At 69.8% G+C, this 18,741-nt stretch carries 15 protein-coding genes; 5 read left to right on the top strand and 10 right to left on the bottom strand.

Annotated elements, in window-relative coordinates; all coding sequences use genetic code 11:
- Window positions 1–11: 11 nt before the first annotated feature.
- Window positions 12–2,825, bottom strand: coding sequence for a hypothetical protein (locus OCI36_RS02420; protein WP_261663491.1), 2,814 nt, complete (start codon window positions 2,823–2,825; stop codon window positions 12–14).
- Window positions 2,822–4,024, bottom strand: a complete 1,203-nt coding sequence (locus OCI36_RS02415; protein ID WP_261663490.1) for a SpoIID/LytB domain-containing protein — start codon at window positions 4,022–4,024, stop codon at window positions 2,822–2,824. The genes OCI36_RS02420 and OCI36_RS02415 overlap by 4 nt, the downstream gene beginning before the upstream one ends.
- Before the next feature lie 68 nt (window positions 4,025–4,092).
- Between OCI36_RS02415 and OCI36_RS02410 the strand changes: the two genes are divergently transcribed.
- Window positions 4,093–5,256 (top strand): FAD-dependent oxidoreductase, encoded by a 1,164-nt coding sequence (locus OCI36_RS02410; protein ID WP_261663489.1) that lies wholly within the window; start codon window positions 4,093–4,095, stop codon window positions 5,254–5,256.
- A 17-nt stretch (window positions 5,257–5,273) separates the two neighbouring features.
- On the opposite strand, the gene ispH is transcribed toward OCI36_RS02410, so the two are convergent.
- The 7 genes from ispH to OCI36_RS02375 form a co-directional block, all read right to left on the bottom strand.
- Window positions 5,274–6,266: a 4-hydroxy-3-methylbut-2-enyl diphosphate reductase gene (ispH, locus tag OCI36_RS02405; RefSeq protein ID WP_261663488.1), complete on the bottom strand. Its 993-nt coding sequence runs from the start codon at window positions 6,264–6,266 to the stop codon at window positions 5,274–5,276.
- A gap of 5 nt (window positions 6,267–6,271) precedes the next feature.
- On the bottom strand, window positions 6,272–7,771 hold the full coding sequence (locus OCI36_RS02400; protein WP_261663487.1) for a phospholipase D-like domain-containing protein: 1,500 nt from the start codon (window positions 7,769–7,771) through the stop codon (window positions 6,272–6,274).
- 108 nt (window positions 7,772–7,879) lie between these two features.
- Window positions 7,880–9,577, bottom strand: coding sequence for a glycerol-3-phosphate acyltransferase (locus tag OCI36_RS02395; protein WP_261663486.1), 1,698 nt, complete (start codon window positions 9,575–9,577; stop codon window positions 7,880–7,882).
- A gap of 116 nt (window positions 9,578–9,693) precedes the next feature.
- Window positions 9,694–10,482: a DUF4388 domain-containing protein gene (locus OCI36_RS02390; protein WP_261663485.1), complete on the bottom strand. Its 789-nt coding sequence runs from the start codon at window positions 10,480–10,482 to the stop codon at window positions 9,694–9,696.
- An 83-nt stretch (window positions 10,483–10,565) separates the two neighbouring features.
- The gene (locus tag OCI36_RS02385) at window positions 10,566–11,429 is read right to left on the bottom strand and encodes a tetratricopeptide repeat protein (RefSeq protein WP_261663484.1); all 864 of its coding nucleotides are present in this window, start codon (window positions 11,427–11,429) and stop codon (window positions 10,566–10,568) included.
- 73 nt (window positions 11,430–11,502) lie between these two features.
- Window positions 11,503–12,993 (bottom strand): NAD(P)H-hydrate dehydratase, encoded by a 1,491-nt coding sequence (locus OCI36_RS02380; RefSeq protein ID WP_261663483.1) that lies wholly within the window; start codon window positions 12,991–12,993, stop codon window positions 11,503–11,505.
- A 103-nt stretch (window positions 12,994–13,096) separates the two neighbouring features.
- On the bottom strand, window positions 13,097–13,339 hold the full coding sequence (locus OCI36_RS02375; RefSeq protein ID WP_261663482.1) for an M-like protein: 243 nt from the start codon (window positions 13,337–13,339) through the stop codon (window positions 13,097–13,099).
- A 260-nt stretch (window positions 13,340–13,599) separates the two neighbouring features.
- Between OCI36_RS02375 and OCI36_RS02370 the strand changes: the two genes are divergently transcribed.
- From OCI36_RS02370 to OCI36_RS02355, 4 genes are all read left to right on the top strand, one after another.
- Window positions 13,600–14,304: a MotA/TolQ/ExbB proton channel family protein gene (locus tag OCI36_RS02370; protein WP_261663481.1), complete on the top strand. Its 705-nt coding sequence runs from the start codon at window positions 13,600–13,602 to the stop codon at window positions 14,302–14,304.
- On the top strand, window positions 14,301–14,738 hold the full coding sequence (locus tag OCI36_RS02365) for an ExbD/TolR family protein (RefSeq protein WP_261663480.1): 438 nt from the start codon (window positions 14,301–14,303) through the stop codon (window positions 14,736–14,738). Before OCI36_RS02370 ends, OCI36_RS02365 begins: the two co-directional genes overlap by 4 nt.
- Window positions 14,735–17,560 carry a hypothetical protein gene (locus OCI36_RS02360; RefSeq protein ID WP_261663479.1) on the top strand — a complete coding sequence of 942 codons (2,826 nt, stop codon included), beginning with the start codon at window positions 14,735–14,737 and terminating at the stop codon, window positions 17,558–17,560. Before OCI36_RS02365 ends, OCI36_RS02360 begins: the two co-directional genes overlap by 4 nt.
- 104 nt (window positions 17,561–17,664) lie before the next feature.
- Window positions 17,665–18,387 carry a hypothetical protein gene (locus OCI36_RS02355; protein WP_261663478.1) on the top strand — a complete coding sequence of 241 codons (723 nt, stop codon included), beginning with the start codon at window positions 17,665–17,667 and terminating at the stop codon, window positions 18,385–18,387.
- A 64-nt stretch (window positions 18,388–18,451) separates the two neighbouring features.
- On the opposite strand, the gene OCI36_RS02350 is transcribed toward OCI36_RS02355, so the two are convergent.
- Window positions 18,452–18,709, bottom strand: coding sequence for a glutaredoxin family protein (locus OCI36_RS02350; protein WP_261663477.1), 258 nt, complete (start codon window positions 18,707–18,709; stop codon window positions 18,452–18,454).
- Between the last annotated feature and the right edge of the window lie 32 nt (window positions 18,710–18,741).

Raw genomic sequence — 18,741 nt, 5'->3', positions numbered from 1 at the left:
AGGGCCAGGGGTCAGGGGCTAAGCAGCGGTACGGACCAGCCGCTGCGGTTGCGTTCCAGAAGCGTGTTGAAGTTGTTGCCAGGCAGGCCCACGCTGAAACGGTAGCGGCCCTGCGAGAAATCGGCTTCGGCCTGCGCCGCCCAGCAGCAGCGGTCCAGCGTGAGGGCCACCACCGGCTGCGGCAAGCCGGGCTCCTGCAGCCGGCCGTCCACCCAGGTGAACACCTGATTCAACCGGCCGGTGAGGTACAGGTCGGTCTGGGGGTTCGGCTCGAACTTGACGCCCACCGCCAGCGGGCTGAAGCTGAGGCGGTCGGTGGCGATGTCCTGCGGGTAGGTGCCGCTGCGGGTGCGAGTATAGGACGCCTCACCCGCCAGCGAGACGCGGTCCCCGGCCTGCCACGCACCGCTGAGGCTCAGCTGCGCCAGTTCGCTGCGTTTCTGGTCCAGGCCCGGCAGATTGTAGGTGCCGCCGACCCGGAACACCTCGCCCGGCTCGGTGGAGGTGTAGCTGGCCCGCAGGGTGGGCTGGGTCCAGTACGAGCGGCGCAGGTCGAAGGGGCCGCCGTAGGCGACTTCCCAGTTGTTGGCGCGGCCGGAACCACGGGTGCCCACGCTGAAAGTGATCTGGCCGCTGTCGCGGGCGGTCTCAGGAGCGTTCATCCGCAGCGAGTGGTTGGCCTCGAAGGCGTACTGCCCGCGCCACAGCACCTGGGCCGAGCCGCTCCAGAGGTCCGAGATCAGGTTGAGGCGCTGGGCCGTGGTAAAGGTCAGCGGGTTGACCACCGTATCGTAGCTTTTGGTCAGGCTGGCGTTCAGCCCGATTTCGCGCAGTTCGGGGGTCGTAATGTTGTGGGTGGCATACACGCTGATGTTGTCGGTGCGGTAATCACCAGTCGCGGTGGCCCGCACGGTCAGTGGGTTCCAGCCGCTGCGGCTGTTGTAGCCCCAGTTGGTGCTGAAGGCCAGATGGTCCAGCCAGGCGTAGTCCCGCTGGTTTTGCAGCAGCCAGGCTTCTTCCGGGGTCAGCGGCCGGTCCGGGGTGGGGGTCCGCACCGGCGTGAAGGTGCCGCCCAGGGTCGCATTGAGGTTCCAGTTCTCCAGGGTGCCGGTATAGAAATTCTGACTGAGGTCACTGCTCAGCTGCACCGGATAGCGGTTGACCCGCACGCCAAAAGCGGTGGCGGCCTGCCGGTCCGGGCTCTCGGCCAGCAGGTCGTGGGTGTGCGATACGCTGACGGCCGCGCCGTCGGTAGGCACCAGATTCAGCGCAACCGTCTGCGGCGCGCTCAGGCGGCGGCCCGACAGCCGGTCGAAGGCGAAGGGGCTGGTGCCTTCATAGCGGATATAGCCGGAGGTGAGGCTGAGGTTGTTTCTGTCTTCTTCGCCAAAACGCTGGTTCAGCTGGGCTTCCAGGGTCAGGTCTACCGTGCGGGCGCCGGTGCCGTAGTAGCGCCCCGTAAAGCGGTTGCGCACGCTGAAATCGGCCCCGTCCCACAGCGGGCGGGCGTAGCTCAGGTCCTGCTGCTCTTCCAGGCGGGAGGTGGTGACGTTGGCCCCCTGGCGGGTGGCGCTGGGCGAATCGGGGTTGGACGCGGCGGTGTACTGCCCGGCCGTCAGCCGGAAGTCGGCGCTCAGACCCCCGCTGCGGTACGGCTTGGGGTCAATGACCACTTCGGGCCATTTGAGCGGCGTGTACTGGCTGCGCGTTTCGTCGTAGCCCAGCAGGTTGTAGAGGTTCAGCTGCCCGGTGAACAGCGGATAATCCACCCGCGCCCCGAATTTCACGCTGGTCACGCCGCGTAAAGGGTCGGTGGCGCTGCGGCCGATGTCACGGCGGGTAACCTGCAGGTCGTAGTCGAGGGGGCTGAGCGCCTCTTGCAGCGGGGCCTGGCCGCGTGCGCTGAAGTCCAGGTCCAGGTCGCGGCCTTCTTGCGGCACAGTGCCGTTAAAGGGTTTGGGGTCGGCCAGCAGGTACAGGTCGGCGCGGTCCACATACGGCAGCGGCGAATACGAGCGCAGGTCCACGCCGGCGCCGAAGCGGGCCGGGCGGTTCTCGTAGTACCGCAGCAGGGTGGTGCCCAGGGTATGGTCGCCCACGCTGAACGGCAGGTCGGCCAGCGCAGTCAGGCCGTCGCGCTCGTCCTGGGACAGTTCCAGCCGGGGCTGGCGCGAAGGTTCGTTCAGCGGCAGCACGATCACCGGCAGGTACAGCACCGGGGTATCGGCCAGCAGCAGCTGCACCCGGTAGGCCACCAGCCGGTCGCCGGGGTACAGCAGCAGGCGCTCGGCCTGGAAAGCGTAGTCGTTGGGGGTCTGTCCGCAGCCGCCGCAGGGGGTGAAATAACTGCCCATCGCCCGCAGCTGCCCCGGCACCCGCTCCAGCTCCTCGCCGCGAATCAGCAGCTTGCCCTGACTGACCAGCACGTCTTCGCCGCTCAGCGAGTTGGTGTTCAGGTCGATCACCAGATCATCACCACTGAGCTTCTGGCCGTCGCCGGTGGCGTAGCGAGCTCCGCCCACCAGCGTCAGGGTGCGGGCAGTGCGGTTGAATTCGATGCGGCGCGCCCGCAGCGATTCGCCGTCCAGCTGCACTTCTACCAGCTCCTCGGGCGAGTTCTCGTCAGCGCCGATCACCACCACTTCCTGATTCTCGATGCGGCGCAGTTCCAGGCTGCCGGCGTCCACAATCTTGACAGTGGCAGCCCCGGCGCTGCCCAGCGCAGCCAGTAGGTTCAGGCTCAGTAGGTTCAGGCTCAGCGCACCCAGTCTCAGTGTGCGCAGCCCCGCAGCCTGCCGTTCCGGGCGGCGCAATTTCACTTTCACTCGGACATCCCAGCGCTGCCGGCAGCCAGCGGCCGGGGCAGCAGTTCACCGGCCTCCGCCAGCGGCAGACTGGCCGGAGCGGAAGGTTCGGCATAGTTCAGGGCCTGCACGGCGGTGCCTGGGTAATAAAAGCCCAGCACGTCGCGGTGGTTGCGGCCCTCGCGGGCAAAGCCCAGGGCGCCGTACTGAGACAGCCCCACCCCGTGACCCGACCCCTGCCCGCTCACCTGCAGCGGCTGCGAGGCACTGACCGCGCCGCTGCCTTCAATCCGGGCGCGGCTGGACTGCCCGCCCAGGGCACGCACGAACCCGCCCGCGCTGGCCCCCGAGAGTTTGGCGGTGCGGGTGGTGCCGGTCACGGTGATTTCCTCCACCCGGCCCGAGGTGCTGGTGTGCGAGAAGGCCACCCGGCGCACGGTGCCCACGTTCAGCCGGTAGGCGCTCAGGGCCGACTGGACCTTGCCCTGGCTGACGCTCAGCTGCCAGCGGCCCCGGTCCCCGCTGGCACTCAGCGACTGCGGGTCGGGCTTGGCGATCAGGTAGGGCAGGTTCTTGCCCCAGACTTCCGAAGCGCTGGCCGTGTAGCCGCCCGAGTTGGCTGAGAAATAGGTGTCGGCCAGCTTGCCCCCGAAGGTCAGGACCTGACCGCGGGTGGCGTCGATGGCGGCGCTGGTGCGTTCGTGTTCGCCGGTCACGCCAGGGTACATCTGGCAGTTGGTGCCGGCGCAGATGTCGTAAGGCTGGGCCGGGTTGACCCGCTGGCTGACATAGGTGCGGGCCACCACCGCCTGGGCTTCCAGCGCCGCTTCGGGCCACAGCGCCGGCATTTCGGCCGGCACCACACCGCGCAGGTAATCCTCGACATTCACCACGTTGATGCCCTGCACCTGCCCCTTATGCAGCCGCAGCAGTACCCCGCCGCGGTAGGTCTGCCGCCCGATCTGCACCAGGCTGCCGGGGCTGGGCGGCACATAGAGGGTGGCGCTGCCGGCGGGGCGGCCGCTCAGGGTCAGCTCATTGCCCTTTGCGCCCACCGTCCAGGTCTGGGGCGCTGGCTGCGGGGCCGACTCGGTGCCCAGCAGCCGGACCGGCACGGTGCTGCCCTGTTGAATCAGCACCCGGACATCCAGCGCCTGCGCTGTCCCCCCCAGCAGGGTGGCAGAGGCGGTCAGCAGTGACAGGGTGAAGCGGCGCAGCATGAGCCTGAGTATAGCTTTGGGGGTTCATGAAGCGTTTCAGTGTGGGATGAGACGCCATGATGGGCAGCATGACGACGGGAGAGAAAAAGCGGCCGGGACAGGTCTGGGCGCACGTGGGGCAGCCGTTCAGCGAGGAAGAGTACGGCGCCGTGGTGCTGGGCGCCGTGGTGCTGGGCGCCGGGCTGCTGGGCACGGCGGCGGCGGTGCAGCTGCGGGAACAGGCCCCTGACCTGCGGGTGCTGCTGCTGGATGAGGGCGGCCTGCCCAACGAAGAAGGCGCCACCCTGCTGGGCGCCGGCGTCTGGGACGGCGCCGGCCTGAGCGGCGAGGCGGCCCGGCTGGCCGACCAGACCCGTCAGGAGCTGGAGCGCTGGCTGGGCGAGGACGCCCTGACCAGGCGGCCGCTGCTGGATTTCGGTGCGGAGGGCGCCGGGGACAGTGCAGCGGTGCTGCAGGACTCCCCGGCGCTGGCCGGCTGGGTGGACCCCGGAAAACTGCCACGTGTCGAGCAGCGCGAGGCCCTGCTGTACCGCCCCGGCGAGCTGACGCTGCGGCTGGGCCGGGCCGCCGTGGCACAGGGCGCCGACCTGATGCTGAATGTGCGCGCCGAGCCTGTCCCCGGCGGGGTGCGGCTTCACCGGCTAAGTGTGACCAACCGCCACGAGATCATCATTCATGAGACAAAAACGGTGCGGACCCGGCACCTGATCGTGGCGGCGGGGGCAGCCGGCCCCGACCTGCTGGAACACAGCCTGGGGCTGCACACTCCGCATGGCCGGGCTTATGTGCAGCGGCCACGGCTGCGCCAGCCCAGCGACGACACTTCGCCGGTGCTGCGGGCCGGCGACCTGCTGCTGCGCCCGCTGACCGGCGAGTATGCCCTGTATCTGCCGCCCACCGGGGCCGATCCACACGGTTATCAGCCCACCTCGGGGCGGCTGACCGGCGTACAGGTGGGCCTGCGCCGCGAGCTGCTGCGCGACCTCTTGCCGCGTATGGAAGCTCTGCCGGTGCTGGCGACCGAAGCTCTGGGCGTGGGCCGCAGCCTGGCCGACCTGGAAAGCGCCTGGCTGGGGCTGCCCTACAGCGATCCCCTCCACCCGCCCGTTGCCGAACAGGTGGCCGAGGGCCTCTGGCTGCTGCTGGGCGGCTCGGCCACCCGCAGCGGCGTAGATACCCTAGGGCTGGGGCTGGTGCAGGAGATGGTGCAGCAGCTGGCCGGCACGCTCTAGCCTGCGGCCAAGCTTCCTTAGACCAGCGCTTCTTGGGTGCCGTCCACCTTCACTTTTCGGGCAGGGCGGAACTTGATGTTCTCCCACTCGCCTTCTTCAATCACTTCTAGCGCCGGATTCAGGGCGCGGAAGTGGGCCACCACCTCCTGCACCAGGTCGTCGGGAGTGCTGGCCGCGCTGGTGATGCCGAGGCTTTCCACACCGCTCAGATCAATGTGGGCAAGGTCGGCAGCCGTTTCCAGGCGTTCGGCGCAGCCACACAGCTCGCGGGCCAGCTCCAATAGGCGCATGCCGTTGCTGGAATGAGTAGAAGTCAGCACCAAAAAGGCGTCCACCTGCGGCGCAATCGCCCTGACCGCGTCCTGGCGGTTCTTGGTGGCGTAGCAGAGGTCCTCGCTGGGCGGAATCACCAGCGCCGGAAAGCGCTCGCGCAGGATGGCGACCGTCTGGCGGGTGTCGTCCACGTTCAGGGTGGTCTGGGTCAGCACCACCAGCTTCTCCGGGTCGGGCACTTCTACCGTGCGCGGGTCGTTCAGGCAGCCGCCCACTCGGCCCTGCACCCCGATCAGGATGGTGTTCCCCGGCGCCTCGCCCTGGGTGCCGATCACTTCCTGATGCTGGGCACTGTCCCCGATAAGCAGGATGGTGTAGCCCTCGGCGGCGTATTTGCGGGCCTCGGTGTGCACCTTGGTGACCAGCGGGCAGGTGGCGTCCACCGTCGCCAGCCCCAGGCTGCGGGCCTGCTCGCGGATCACCGGGCTGATGCCGTGGGCACTGAAGACCACCGTGTCGGTGCTGTGGGGCAGCAGCGGGATTTCTTCCAGGTCTTCCACGAAACTCACGCCCTTGCCGCGCTCCAGCCGGTCCACCACGGTGTGGTTGTGAACGATGGAATGGTAAACGGTCACGGGATTGGCCTCATGGTCGGCGGCCTGCTCCACAGCCTGAATCGCCATGACCACCCCGGCACAGAAGCCACGCGGTTTGGCGAGGTGAATGCGCTTAATCATGCCGACTATTGTTTCAGATCGGACGCGGCCAGATTGGGCCCAAAGGGACGGCTGCGCTCCTGCCAGTCGGCGGCGAAACGCTCCCGCAGCCAAGCGGCGGCGCCCGGGTCGTCGGTCAGCAGCGCGGCTTCGGCTAGCCCGGCCTTGCCCCAGGAGGAAGGGTGAAAGTTGATGCTGCCGATTAGTGTTGCTTCGCCGTCCACCAGCAGCGCCTTGGCGTGGGTGGGGTAGGTCGGAACGCGGATCTCCAGCAGGTGGCTCAGGCCGCGCTCGCGGGCGGCCCGGCGCAGAATCAGCACGCCGCTGCGGTTCTGCCAGCCTTCCGGCCGGGTGTCCATGGTCAGCACCCGCACCCGCACGCCGCGCGCCATGGCGTCCAGCAGCGCCGTGTAATAGGGCGGCAGCGGCAGGTCGCGGCAGATGTCCGGCCAGGGTTGCCATACGGCGCAACTCAGCTGGGTGCTGAAAGATGTCTGGAGCAGGTCAATGTCGTGGCGGGCCGCACCGATCAGGGCCAGCTGCGCCGCGTCCGACTGCAGGTAACTGCTGCGGCGGTACAGCAGCAGCGCCGCCGAGCGGCCCGCCGGCTGCACCTCGCGGGCCAGCGGGGGGCGGGCCACCGCCTCTGCGGGCTGCCAGTCACAGCGGGCCTGCACCTGCCCGGCCTGCAGGTCCGGCGGGCAGTGCAGCTCGCTGGAAAGTGACCAGAGGTCCATAAAGGCGGCGGCAGCGTTCTGCGCCACCGGCCCGCGCAGGCTGAGGCCCAGGTCGCTGACCCCGCCGCCCTGCGGCACCTCGGGTGTGGCCGGCAGCCAGGTCAGGCCGTAGCCATAGCCGGCAGCCGTCACCACCCGGCCGTCCACCACCTGCAGCTTGGCATGGCTGTAGGGCGTCAGCCGGTAGTGGGCCAGCCGCACCTGCCAGCCCAGCCCGGCGTCGCGCAGCGGCACCCCGCGGGCCAGCAGCCCTTCGGCCAGCCGCGCCGCAATCCAGCGCGGCGGGCGCTCGGGCAGCGGATAATTGCCCAGGTGCAGCTGCACGCTCATGCCCTGCGGATAAGCCGCCCGGCCCCCTGCCTGCACGCGGCGGTACAGCTCTGCCAGGGTGTCCAGCAGGGCCTGCGGCGGGGCGTCCGCCTCGGGGTAGAAGTCCATGTTGGTCAGCAGCACCTCGGCGCGGGCGGCCAGAATCTGCTGGTTGTCGCGGGTGAACGCGTCGGGGCCAGCGTCTGGCAGCGGACTGGCCGCTTCCAGCACGCCCACCAGAGCATTGCCGCACGAGAAATCGGTCTCGCCGTACCGGCGCAGCTCCTGCCAGGCTGCCCGCACCGCCGGCTGCTGCGGCGCCGGGCAGCGGTAAGTGCCCGTTTCCAGCCGTGGCTGCGCGGGCGGGGCCAGATACAGCGGCACCTTCAGCGTCTGCGCTGCCGCCGAAGTCCAGGCGAGCAGAGACCAGAGGAACAGCAGGGGCAGCAGGCGGCACAGCCGCGAGAGGTCAGTGGGCACGGTTCCCCTAGCATAGAGTGCTCAGCTGACCCGAGTCCGATGCAGACACGACAGAAGCGGGCGCTGCACCCACCAGCCAGTGCAGCGCCCTCTAACTTTTGCGGCCGGTCAGTCCAGCACGGTAAAGCCCAGCTCCTGCGCCTTGTCCACAAAGAAATTGACATTCTCGGTGCGGGTGCTGCCGCCCAGGCTCTTGCGGTCGTGTTCGCCGGTCGCGGCGATGATCAGTGTTTCGGCCAGGCAGGCGGGCACCGCGCCCTCGCCAAATTGCAGGTCAATCCGGCTGGTCATCTGGCCGGGAGGGGCCACCACTCCGCCGGGGATGACCCGCACGCCGGGCACGTCCCTGACGCTCTCGTCCACGTCGGCCGGGCGGCCCTCGTCAAACAGCCAGGCGCCGGGGCGCACATGCTGGGCAAAAATCACCGGGTCGGGGTCGGAGGTGGCGGTAAAGATCAGCTCGGCTTCGCGCAGCAGGTCGTAGGAGGTGGTCGCCACGACCTCGGTGTCTGGGTTGGCGCGGCGCAGCGTGGCGGCCGAGCGTTCCAGCCGCTCCAAGTTACGGCCCACCATGATGACCCGGGCCACCTGCGGGGCGATGGTGCGGGCGATGCCGAAGGCCACCACCCCGTTGGCACCCACCACGGCAGCGGTGGCATGTTTCAGGTCGCGGCCCTGCGCGGCGAAGTGGTCCAGAATGCCCGGAATGGCCGCCTTGATGGTGCCGGAGGTGTAGGCCCCGCCGTTGGTGATGGTCAGCTCCGGCACAGCGTCCTGCACGTCCTGGCCCTTGTTGCCCACCACGCTCCAGAAAGCCCCCAGCCCGAAGACCTCGGCGCCCAGCTCCTGTGCCAGATGCGCACCCTCGATGGCCTTGCGGGTCGCCAGTTCCGGGTCGTCGCGGAACTGCTCGGGCAGTAGCGGGGCGCTGATCAGGTAGCAGTGGATTTCCCTGCCCTGTTCGGTGCGAATTCCGCGCAGCTCGCCCACTTTCATGGGACGGAACCGGGCCGTGACCGATTTCACGAAATCGTCGGAAATCAGCCCCGCGTCGTACAGCGGCTTCATCCAGGCAAAGCGGGCGCTGGAGGTCCACAGGTCGCTGATACGCATGGGATGGATCATGAAGGCGGCCACCACCTGATCGTCGCGCTTGCCGGCCAGCGGCACCGGCTCGCCCAGGCGCGGCTCGGTATCGTCCAGAATGCGGCCCAGGTTTTCCTTGAAGCGCCACGCGGCGCTCAGCAGCAGCGCATAGGCCAGCGCCTGCTCGGCCGCCGGACGCCGCTGCACGCTGGCAGCGCCGGCAAAAGCCCCCAGGCCCGCCACCGTCGCCAGCGCCGTGTAGTGGGTGCCGGCCAGCGCCGCGCCGTACACCGCCAGTGGCAGCAGGGCAATGCGCCCATAGCCACGGCGGCTCAGCGCCAGAAACACGCCCAGCAGCACCAGATTGCCCCGCCCGCGCGGCAGGCGGTACTCAGGAGACACGTTGCCGTACAGCGCCGCCGGGGGGTTGAGGTGGCCCAGGTAGGCTGCTACACCCGCTGCCAGGGCCGCAGCTGGCGAAGCCGGGGCCAGCACCGGAGCCAGCGAGACAGCCGCCGCGCCCTTGGCGGTGTCTAGCCCAGCGGTGCCGAGGGCCAGCGCGGGGCCGAGGTTCTGCCAGACGTTTTCCACGCCCAAGTTGTAGGCGCTGTTCAGCCGGGTGTCCTTGTGGCGGCGGGCCAGCAGCCAGTGGCCCAGCGGCAGGCTGCCGATCACGAAAGCCGCGGCAGGCACGGCCAGACGGGAGAGGGTACGCAACATGAGGGGCATTCTACGGCAGGGGGCGAGGCCCAAATGGGCCGCTGTCAGGCCGGGGACCGGGAAGGACCGTGCCGGGAAAGGCCAGCGGGCCCGGCAGGCTGATCGGGCAAGCAGCCTCAGGCAATCAGCAGCTCGCGCTGGGCCGGGCCGTGTTCCCAGAGCCAGTCGCGCAGAGCGCGGCCACTGCCGGGAAACAGACATTCCGGCCCCACTCGGCCGACCAGCTCGGCACGGATATCCTCGGAGCTCAGGCCGCGCTGAATCAGGCGGTGCAGGGTTTTCTGGCCGTCCAGCAGCCGCAGCACCGGACTCTGGCGCATCTCCTGGGGGTCATGGCAGGGCGGCAGCACCAGGGTGTCCCACTCGTAGCTGCGGCGCACCGGCCGGATCATCCCGGCCTGCTGGAGCGCGGCCAGCTGGGCGCACACCTCGTGGAGCGGCTGCCCGCTGAAAGCGGTAATCCAGCGAGCACTGACCCCACCAGGCCGCGAAAACGGGTCCAGCTCTCCATAAAAGCGCTGCGAAGGGCTAAACAGTTGCTCGCACAGACGCGGCCACTCGTCGCTGAGGCGGGCCCATTCGCCCAGCAGATTCTGAAAGGGCGCCAGCGGGGGGGCCGCGGGGGTCGGCTGCTGCCAGAACGCAGCCTGACCAGCGGCCACGTCCTGCGGAAAGCTGTAAAGGGCGTCCAGGCCGGTCCAGTCCAGGATGGCGGCGGACGTCACCTCGCCGGCACAGAAGTGCAGTTCCAGCGGCAGGTCGGCCGCGTCCAGCGCAGCCGAGACCCGCAGGGAGCCACTCTGCGACGTGCTATGAATCAGCTCCAGCGCGGCGGTCAGCGGCAGCTCCCCCAAGTCTGCCCTGAGGCCCAGCCGGGCGTCAGAAGGAGTCCGGAGCAACATCATGCCTGACTATATCATGCCTGACTATAAGGAAAGCGGGAGGCAGCGCAGGTTATGGAAATTTTGGTGTTCGGCCTGCAGGAACATCAAGGCCGGCCGGCGCCACCCGACAGCCACAACCAGCCGAAGAACAGCAGCAGCCCGGCCACGATCCAGACGGCACGCGGCACCCGCGAAAGGCCCGAGAGTTCGCGGCGGGCCTGGTCGTTATTGCGGGCACCCGAGCGGCGGTAATCCAGTCGCTGGGCGCGGCGCATGGCCCGCACCGCCTCGCTCCGCTTGCCCTGCTGCCGCAGCACCACCGCCAGATTCTGGTGTGCGGCGTGGTGGTCCGGGTTCAGCTGCAGGGCCCGGCGCAGATCGGTTTCGGCAGCGGCATAGTCGCCCTGTTCGGCGGCCAGGCCGGCACGGTTGGTCAGGGCGCGGTAGTGGCCGGGGTCGGCCGCTAGCGCCCGCGCAAAAGCTTCGGTGGCCTGGGCTTGCAGCCCAGCTTCGGCGGCCAGCACGCCCAGCAGGTTGTGCGCCTCGGCGCGGGTCAGGGGGTGGCGCAGGGCGCCGGCCAGCGCAGGAGCCGCCTCATCGGCCGTTTGCCAGCGCTTGACCGCCGTCAGGGCCCGCAGGCAGTCAGGCAGCGCCGGGTCGTGCAGGGCCGCCAGCACTTCCGGGGCCGTGGTGGGCGGCCGCAGCTCTGTGGCCGCTGCCGGCTGGGGCGCAGCAGGAGAGGGAGTGTCTGCCGTTTCGCGGGCCTCCTCCTTCTGCCAGGCTTCCAATTTGGAGAGGGCACCTTCCGGCCGCTTGTCGCGCAGCAGGCTGGTCAGTTCCCGCCAGGTTTCCAGGCCCCGCACCTGCGCCCGGTCGCCGTCAGTGCGGGCCTGTTGCAGGGCTGCTTCCAGTGGGTCGGCAGCGGCCGGCTGGCGCGAGGTTCCAGAGGTGGCAGTGGGGGCAATCACGGGTCCAGTCTATGCGAGGACGGAAGCGGCGAATGCAGCCTGAGGTGGCCCAGGTGCAGAGGCGCAGAGACGCTCAGGTCCGGCGCGGGTCGGCAGCCGGGCCAGTCAGGTCGGCCCAGGCTCCGCCCAACTCGGCCGCCACATCGCTGGCGCTCAGGCCATAGCCGTAGCGCCGGGCGGCCCGTTCGCCGGCGCGGGCGTGCAGCCGCACCCCGGCCTGCGCGGCCTGGGGCGGCTCCATGCCGGCGGCCAGCAGCGCCGCCAGGATGCCCGAGAGGGTGTCGCCCATGCCGGCACTTGCCATGCCGGGGTGCCCACCGCGCGACACGCTCAGACCACCCGCCCAGGCCACCACGCTGGGCCCGCCCTTGAGCACCACCACGCCGCCTAGGCGCTGCTGCAGGGTTTCGGCGCTTCCCAGCGGATCGGCGGTGATGTCATTCACCGAGCATTCCAGCAACCGGGCCGCCTCGCCGGGGTGGGGGGTCCAGAGGCAGCGCTCGTGCCCCTCTCCGGCCAGTTCGGGATGCAGGGCGTCGGCGTCCAGCACGGTGGGAAGTTCCCAGGCCAGCACGCGGCGGGCCAGTGCCGGAGCCAGCACACCCAGGCCCATGCCCAGCGCCAGCGCGTCCGGCCGCCGGTCCTTGTGCTGCACCCCCTCTTGCTGTGCCCAGTCGAGCAGCGACGCGTGCTGGGTCCGCATCAGCTCTGGCACCAGCAGCGGCAGCTCGGCTTCCGAGTGCAGCGTGACCAGCCCGGCGCCGGTTCGCAGCGCCCCGATTCCGCTCATGACCGGCGCGCCTTCCATCCCGGCCGAGCCGCCCAGCACCCAGACCCGGCCGGCCGTGCCCTTGTGGGCCCCGGCCGGCCGGCGGGGTAACCCGGCGCCCACCTCGGCGTCGGTAGGGCGCACCGCCCGCGCTGCGTCTGCGGCCCACTGCGGCGGCACCGCCAGCCGGGCCAGCTGCACCGCACCGCACCGCTGCGCCGCCGTGCCGAACAGGTGGGCCGTCTTGTGGCCGCTCAGGGCCAGGGTCCGGTCGGCCTGCACCGTCAGCTCCGGCGCCTCTGTCCGGTCGGCCGGCAGTCCGCTGGGCAGGTCGGTAGCGAGGACCGGCTCCGGCCGGGCGTTCAGGGCACGGACCACGGCGGCCAGCTCCTCCCTCAGCTCGCCGCTGACGCCGGTGCCCAGCAGCCCGTCGGCCCAGGCGGCGACCGGGGGCAGGGTCGCCACAGCCGCCGCGCTGAGCGGTTCTACTGCCACGCCTACGGCGCTCAGGCGCTCAAGGTTACGGCGGGTCAGGGGATGCCGGGCCTCACCGGCCAGCACCCGGACCTCCCGGCCAGCGGCGTGCAGGTGCCGGGCCGCCACCAGGGCGTCTCCCCCATTGGCCCCGCCCCCGGCCAACAGCACCAGTGGACCGGGCCGCCCGGCGCTCAGGTCCAGCAGCGCCGCAGCTGTGGCCCGGCCCGCTTCTTCCATCGCCAGTTCCAGCAGGTCAGCCGCTTCCAAGTGGTCATCCAGCGCCCGGATGCCGGCAGCCGTGAAGACATATTCAGTCATGGCCGCATTAGAGCATCCACCCCAGCCGCACTCAGGCCAGCAAAAAAATGGGGCGGAGAGCCAGCCGGCCTCCGCGCCCCACCTCATCAACTGAACTTACCGCTTACTTTTCGCCGTAGTCGTTCTCGTCCTGGCCCATATTGGTGCTGGGCGGATCGCTGGCGTCCATGGTGTCTTCCACGTCCACGTCGTAGCGGTCCATGCCCTGCTCGCGGAATTCGCCAGGGCGGGCGTTTTCAGCGTCCAGCTCGGCGTTCAGGTCATCGTTGGTGCCCTGCTCGACGTCGCGGGTGCGCTGGAACTGGAGGTCCACATTGCTGATTTCCTGCTCGTTCTTGTCGGTCATGGCCTCACCTTAGCGCGGCGGATAGGCCACCTACCCTAAAAAAAGCTTAGGGGTTGCCTCAAATCGCCAGAGAGCCGGGGCGCTGCCTGAGAAGCAACCAGCCGGAGCCCCACTCTAAGACCAGATTCTCAGAAAGGCGAAAAGGCGCGCTGGGACGGGGCCGGCAGCCATACAGACAGGTCCGGCCGCCGGGAGCCGGCTCATCACCCCGTCAGCTTCGCTTCACGCTTGCCACCGGCCAGTATGTTACTGATAGAAGCGTGACTATCTTGCAGCTGATCCAGGCAGCCGGGCCTATCTTTTACGTTATTGTCGCCCTTTCGGTCTACGTGCTGTTCTTGACCTTTGCGCGGGCGCAGACGCTGTCCCGGCTGGGCCAGGATCCCGGCACCCTGATCGAGCGGGCGCGGGCCACCACCGCCGAATCGGGGCCGGCCGCCGCACTGGCCGAGCTGGACTACGCCGGCCACAACTCACCCGCCGCCAACGTGATGCGGGCCGGGCTGTCGCGGGCCGACCGGGGGCCGCAGGCAGCCGAAGCTGCCATGAACTCGGCGCTGCTGGCCGAAGACAGCCGCATTTACGGCGGCCTGAACGCACTGGGCACCGCCGCGCAGATTGCCCCGCTGCTGGGCCTGCTAGGCACGGTGGTAGGGATGGTGCGCTCGTTTCTGGTGTTTTCGGGTACCACCAGCCCCTCGCCGGCCGAGCTGGGCCAGGGCATCAGCGAGGCGTTAATCAACACCGCCGGCGGCCTGATCGTGGCAATCATCGCCTACATTGCCCGCAACGCTCTGCGGGCCCGCGCCGACCAGATCGCCACCGCCGCCGAGCGGGTGCGTGAGGAAGTGCCCAGCTGGCTGAGCCGCCCCGCAGCGCCGGTCCCGGCTGCCCCCCGCGCCGCCCAGGCCGACCCTGAGCCGGTCTACGTGGCTGTACCGAGCGCTGAAGGAGTGACCCGGTGAGAGGCTCAGTCCGCCACCGGCTGCGGGAAGACACCCCGGTCACCTTCGACTTTGCGCCGATGGTGGACGTGGTGCTGCTGCTGCTGATTTTCTTTTTTCTGACCAGTTCGCTGCAAAACGGTGATGCCAAGCAGGCGCTGCCACTGGACCTGCCGCGCGCCAACATGACCGTGGAAGAAACTCCTGACCTGCCGGTGGTCAGCGTGGACGCCGCCGGCAAAATCTACCTGGCGGGGCAACCCACCACCCTGGACGCCCTGGCCGAACAGCTGCCACCGCTGGTGAAAGCGTCCGGCGGGCTGGTGGGCCTGCGCGCCGACCAGAGCGGCAACTACGGCACGGTGGTCAAGGTGATGGACGCCATCAAGGCGGCCGGCGGGCAGCGTCTGGCGCTGGGCACCGCTGAGGCCGGCCCCACAGGGAGCGGCAAGTGACCACCTGGAGACAGCAGGAGCAGCAGCGCAGCGACGACGCCCGCGCCGCCGCCCTGAGCCTGCTGCTGCACGGCGGCCTGCTGCTGGGCCTGCTGCTGATCAAGCAGGTGGCACCGGACCTGTTGAATGCCACGGTCATCAACCCGCCGGCGCCCTCGGTCACAGTGCCGGGCGAGGCCGGGCTGCAACCCGAAGACAACACCATCCGCAATCCCAAGGACGCCCCGCTGGAAATCGTGGCGCTGGCCCCGCGCCGCTCGGCGGTAACCCCGGCGCCGGCCGCGCAGCCCCAGCCGAAACAGCCAAAAGTCCAGGCCAGCAAGCCGGACACCCCCCAGGGCAATAAGGGCGACTCAGCCCCCGCCGCTGGTGCCGCCGGCAGTGCGGGTGCCCCGGCAGCCAGCCCCAGCCCGGCTGGAGCAGCAGATAACGCCGAAACGGAAGCGGCTGGCGCGCCTGCGGCAAGTTCTCCCCGGCGCCTGGAAGACCTGCCGCGCCGCGAGAGCCTGCCAGCCGGCGGCAGTGTGGCCGCCCCAGCCGAACAAGCTGCGGCTGCTGCGCCAGCGACCGCCCCGTCTGCGGCTCCCGCTCCTCAGAGCGCCCCGGCTCAGGCTCCAGCAACCCGGACACCCGCAGCTCAGACACCCGCAGCTCAGGCTCCAGCCACCCAAACTCCGGCAGTTCAGGCAACGCGGCCTCCTGCCACGCCGGCTTCTGCTGCGCCCCAGGCTACTCCCGACACGGCCGCCGCCCAGCCGGAAGTCCGTATCACTCCGCCGGCTCCTACGGTAGAAATCCAGGCTCCGGCCGCTCAGACGGCACTCACAGCGCCCGCGCCGCAGGTCACAGCCAACGTACCAGCACCGGCGGCACAGACTCAACCCACACAGGCCCCAGCCTCCCAGACAGTTGCCCCGGCGGCTGAAGCGCCTGCGCCTGAAGCTTCGGCACCCGAGACACCCGCAGCAGCCGCACCCAAGCAAACGGCGCCGGAGGAGACAGCTCAGGCACCGGCGGCCCAGACCGCGCCCACAGCCACAGTCAACCCGGAAACCCCGGCGCAGCCGGCTGAAGCCCCCATCGCAGCAGCGCCCGCTGCCCCGGCTCCGGTTACAGCCGAGACACCGCCGGTGCCGGCCACCCCCGTTCCACCGGCAGAAGTGGCCGATGTGCCGCTCAGCAATCCGGCGCCCAGCGGAACACCCAGCCCGGCGGCCCCGGCCCGCACGCCGGCAGAAACGGCTGGCACTGGGCCAGTGGCCTCTACGCCGCGGCCAGCCACCACGCCGGCCTCCCCCGCAGCCGAAGCGCCGGTGACGGCCCGTGGAAACGCTCCGGCTGCCAGCGGGCCTGTGCCCACAGCAGCGCCGGAAACGGCTGTTCCGGCCACACCAGCCGCCACTGCGCCCGCCGGAGAAACGGCTCCAGCGCCGGTTGCGGCCACGCCGGCCACGGCTCAGCCGGTCGCCATGCCTGCTGTGCCAACGGCTGAGACCACTGAACCTGCCGCCCCCATTGCCGGCCGGGCGCCCGCAACCTCTTCGCCTGCTCCCAGCGCCCCGGTCTCCAGCAAACCAGCCCCTAGCGCGCCGGCAGCGGCCACGGGCGCCGGCCATAACCCGGTCCCCACACCGGCCGAAGCGGCCCCGGTGGCCTCGGCCGGCCGGGGGCCGGTGACAACCGCACCCAGCACCGCCGCTGAGCCGGCGGCTCCGGTGGCTGCTGCTGGAGACGCCGCCAGGGAAACGCCAGCAACCGCCAGCGCTCCCGAAGACCCGGTGGCGGCCACGGGTGACGCCAGCCGCCCGGACAGTCCTGCCAGCGAAGCCCCGGTCGCCGCAGTCGGCCAGGCGCCGGCCAGCAGCAACGCAGCCGGCCCGGCTCCAGTCGAGGCCCCAGTGGCGGCCGCCGGCAGAGACGCCGCTGCGGCGACTCAGAATGGCGGCGAGAGCCCGGTGGCCGCTGCCGGCGGTGCAGAGCGCCCGGCTGCCAACGGCGGCAACAGTGCCGGCAACGGCTCTGGCACCGCAGAAGCACCGGTTGCGGCCACCGGCGGTGGAGCTGGAACAGCCGCCGGCAAGGGCAGCAGCGGTGAAGAACCTGTTGCAGCAGCTGGAGGCGCCGGCGGCAACGCCCAGAGCGGAGAAGGCACCCGTGCCGGAACGGGCCGCGGCGAAGCGCCGGTGGCCGGCCGTGGCGCTGGAGACAGCGGCGGCGCAGAGAAGGGCAACGGCAAACCGGGTGGCCAGGGCGAAAGTCCGGTTCCGCAGGCAAGCGGAGGCGCCGGTGAAGCAGGCCGCGGTAACGGGTCTGCCGGCTCCGGGTCCGGCAGCGGTGAAGCGCCGGCTGGCCCGGTGGCTGACCTGCCGGGCATCGCCTCGCCGGTCGGTTCCTCGCCGCTGCCGACAGCCCCGGCGGCAGAAGAAACGCCCGCCCCAGCGGCCGGCGCCGAGATGGACCAGACTGGCGGGCGAGGCGGCGAACTCTGCACCGTGGTGGTGGATGTCCGTGGCCTGGGCAGCTTTGAGCGCGACCAATTCAGCTACATTTACGGCCCCGGCGGCGAGCGGCTGTGGCCCACCCCGCAGCAGGCCGCCAACGTGGACGGTCAGCTGGCCAACGAGGGCCTGCTCACCTACTTCCGCTCGGAAGGCGAGATCGCCAAAGCCTACGGCAAGTACACCGTGATCAAGGCGGCGTCGCTGGCCCGCAACCCCGACGCCACCGCCCGGCAGATTCTCAGCTCGGCCCAGCTGGGCCCGGCCGCTGCTGCGCAGTTCCGGCAGGTCGGCTCGGAATGCCGGCTGGCCTATCTGTACTAGGCCCCGGCCCGGCCCAAAGGCGGCCTCTTCAGGTTGGTTTCAGCTTCACTTGCTATCTCTAGAGTTCACTGTCTCTTTTCAGGCTCATTTCAGGAGGAACCCTTATGCGTAAAACCCTGCCCACTCTGCTAACCCTTATTTCCCTGCCGCTGCTGGCCCCCAGTGCCCTGGCCTGGAGCCCCGCGCTGGACGAACCCACCGCCCAGAAGGTGATCGACACGGCCTTTCAGCGGCCGGTCACCGATGCCAAGCCCACCTACCAGACCGTGAACCTGGCAGTAGAAAACGGCGCTTTCAAGATGCCCGGCGCCGTCACCCAGTTTTCCGGCCCTGAGACCTGCCTCAGCAGCTGGCAGGCCGAGCCGGGCAACTTTGCCGGGGGCAGCCGTATCCAGAGCGTGACAGCCAGCGGTCAGGCCGACAGCGTGTACTGGCAGGCCAACAAGGCCTACAAGGACTGGGTCAACCTCAAGGCCGCCGACGTGCTGACCGAACAGGCCCGCGCCGGCCGCATGGCCGACAACCTGCTGCGGGTAGACATCAAAGTGAACGGTGCCAAGAGCGAGGAAACCCGCCGCGCCTACCGGGTGCGCCTGCAGTCCGGCGAAACCTTCGTTAGTCCGGTGCGCCAGAGCTACGTGGCTGACTGGAAGCAGGACGCCGGTGGCCTGTGGTCCGGCACCGTGGTGTATTACTTCGACGCCAGCCCTGCCGAAGGCCAGAGCGGCCTGCGCTTTGACCCCAACGGACAGGTAAAGCTGCAGTTCATGAACGAGCTGAGCGAGTGCGGCTACAGCGTGCCGCTGAACCTGGGCAGCTTCATTTGAGCTGAGCTGCACATAAAAAAGGCCCCCGCCAGCTATCTGGGCGGGGGCTTTGTCGTTCCGGCTCTCAGAGGCCGGCTTCGGTCAGGAACGCTTCCAGCTTCTGGGGGCGAAAGCCGCTGAGGCTATGGGCCACGTCGCCGTAGACCAGGGTGGGCACACTGCGCCGGCCGCCGTTGAGCTGCATGACCCGCTCGGCCGCCGTGTCGTCCTGCTCGATGTCTACCTCGGTAAAGGCGATGCCCTTGGCCTTGAGGGCCTTTTTGGCAATCATGCAGTCGGGGCACCAGCTGGTGGTGTACATGGTGATGGTCTGCTCGGTCATGAGAGACAGTCTAGGGGATGGCGCATGACCCC

The sequence above is a fragment of the Deinococcus sp. Marseille-Q6407 genome, assembly GCF_946848805.1.
GTDB lineage: Bacteria > Deinococcota > Deinococci > Deinococcales > Deinococcaceae > Deinococcus.
The sequence above is the reverse complement of the archived record's forward strand: the minus strand, read 5'-3'. Positions and strand labels throughout refer to the sequence as shown.

Excerpts from the sequence above, each read along its gene's own strand:
- OCI36_RS02415 (WP_261663490.1), bottom strand. The coding sequence starts at position 4,024 with ATGCTGCGCCGCTTCACCCTGTCACTGCTGACCGCCTCTGCCACCCTG.
- OCI36_RS02410 (WP_261663489.1), top strand. The coding sequence starts at position 4,093 with ATGACGACGGGAGAGAAAAAGCGGCCGGGACAGGTCTGGGCGCACGTG.
- ispH (WP_261663488.1), bottom strand. The coding sequence starts at position 6,266 with ATGATTAAGCGCATTCACCTCGCCAAACCGCGTGGCTTCTGTGCCGGG.
- OCI36_RS02395 (WP_261663486.1), bottom strand. The coding sequence starts at position 9,577 with ATGTTGCGTACCCTCTCCCGTCTGGCCGTGCCTGCCGCGGCTTTCGTG.
- OCI36_RS02390 (WP_261663485.1), bottom strand. The coding sequence starts at position 10,482 with ATGATGTTGCTCCGGACTCCTTCTGACGCCCGGCTGGGCCTCAGGGCA.
- OCI36_RS02380 (WP_261663483.1), bottom strand. The coding sequence starts at position 12,993 with ATGACTGAATATGTCTTCACGGCTGCCGGCATCCGGGCGCTGGATGAC.
- OCI36_RS02375 (WP_261663482.1), bottom strand. The coding sequence starts at position 13,339 with ATGACCGACAAGAACGAGCAGGAAATCAGCAATGTGGACCTCCAGTTC.
- OCI36_RS02355 (WP_261663478.1), top strand. The coding sequence starts at position 17,665 with ATGCGTAAAACCCTGCCCACTCTGCTAACCCTTATTTCCCTGCCGCTG.
- OCI36_RS02350 (WP_261663477.1), bottom strand. The coding sequence starts at position 18,709 with ATGACCGAGCAGACCATCACCATGTACACCACCAGCTGGTGCCCCGAC.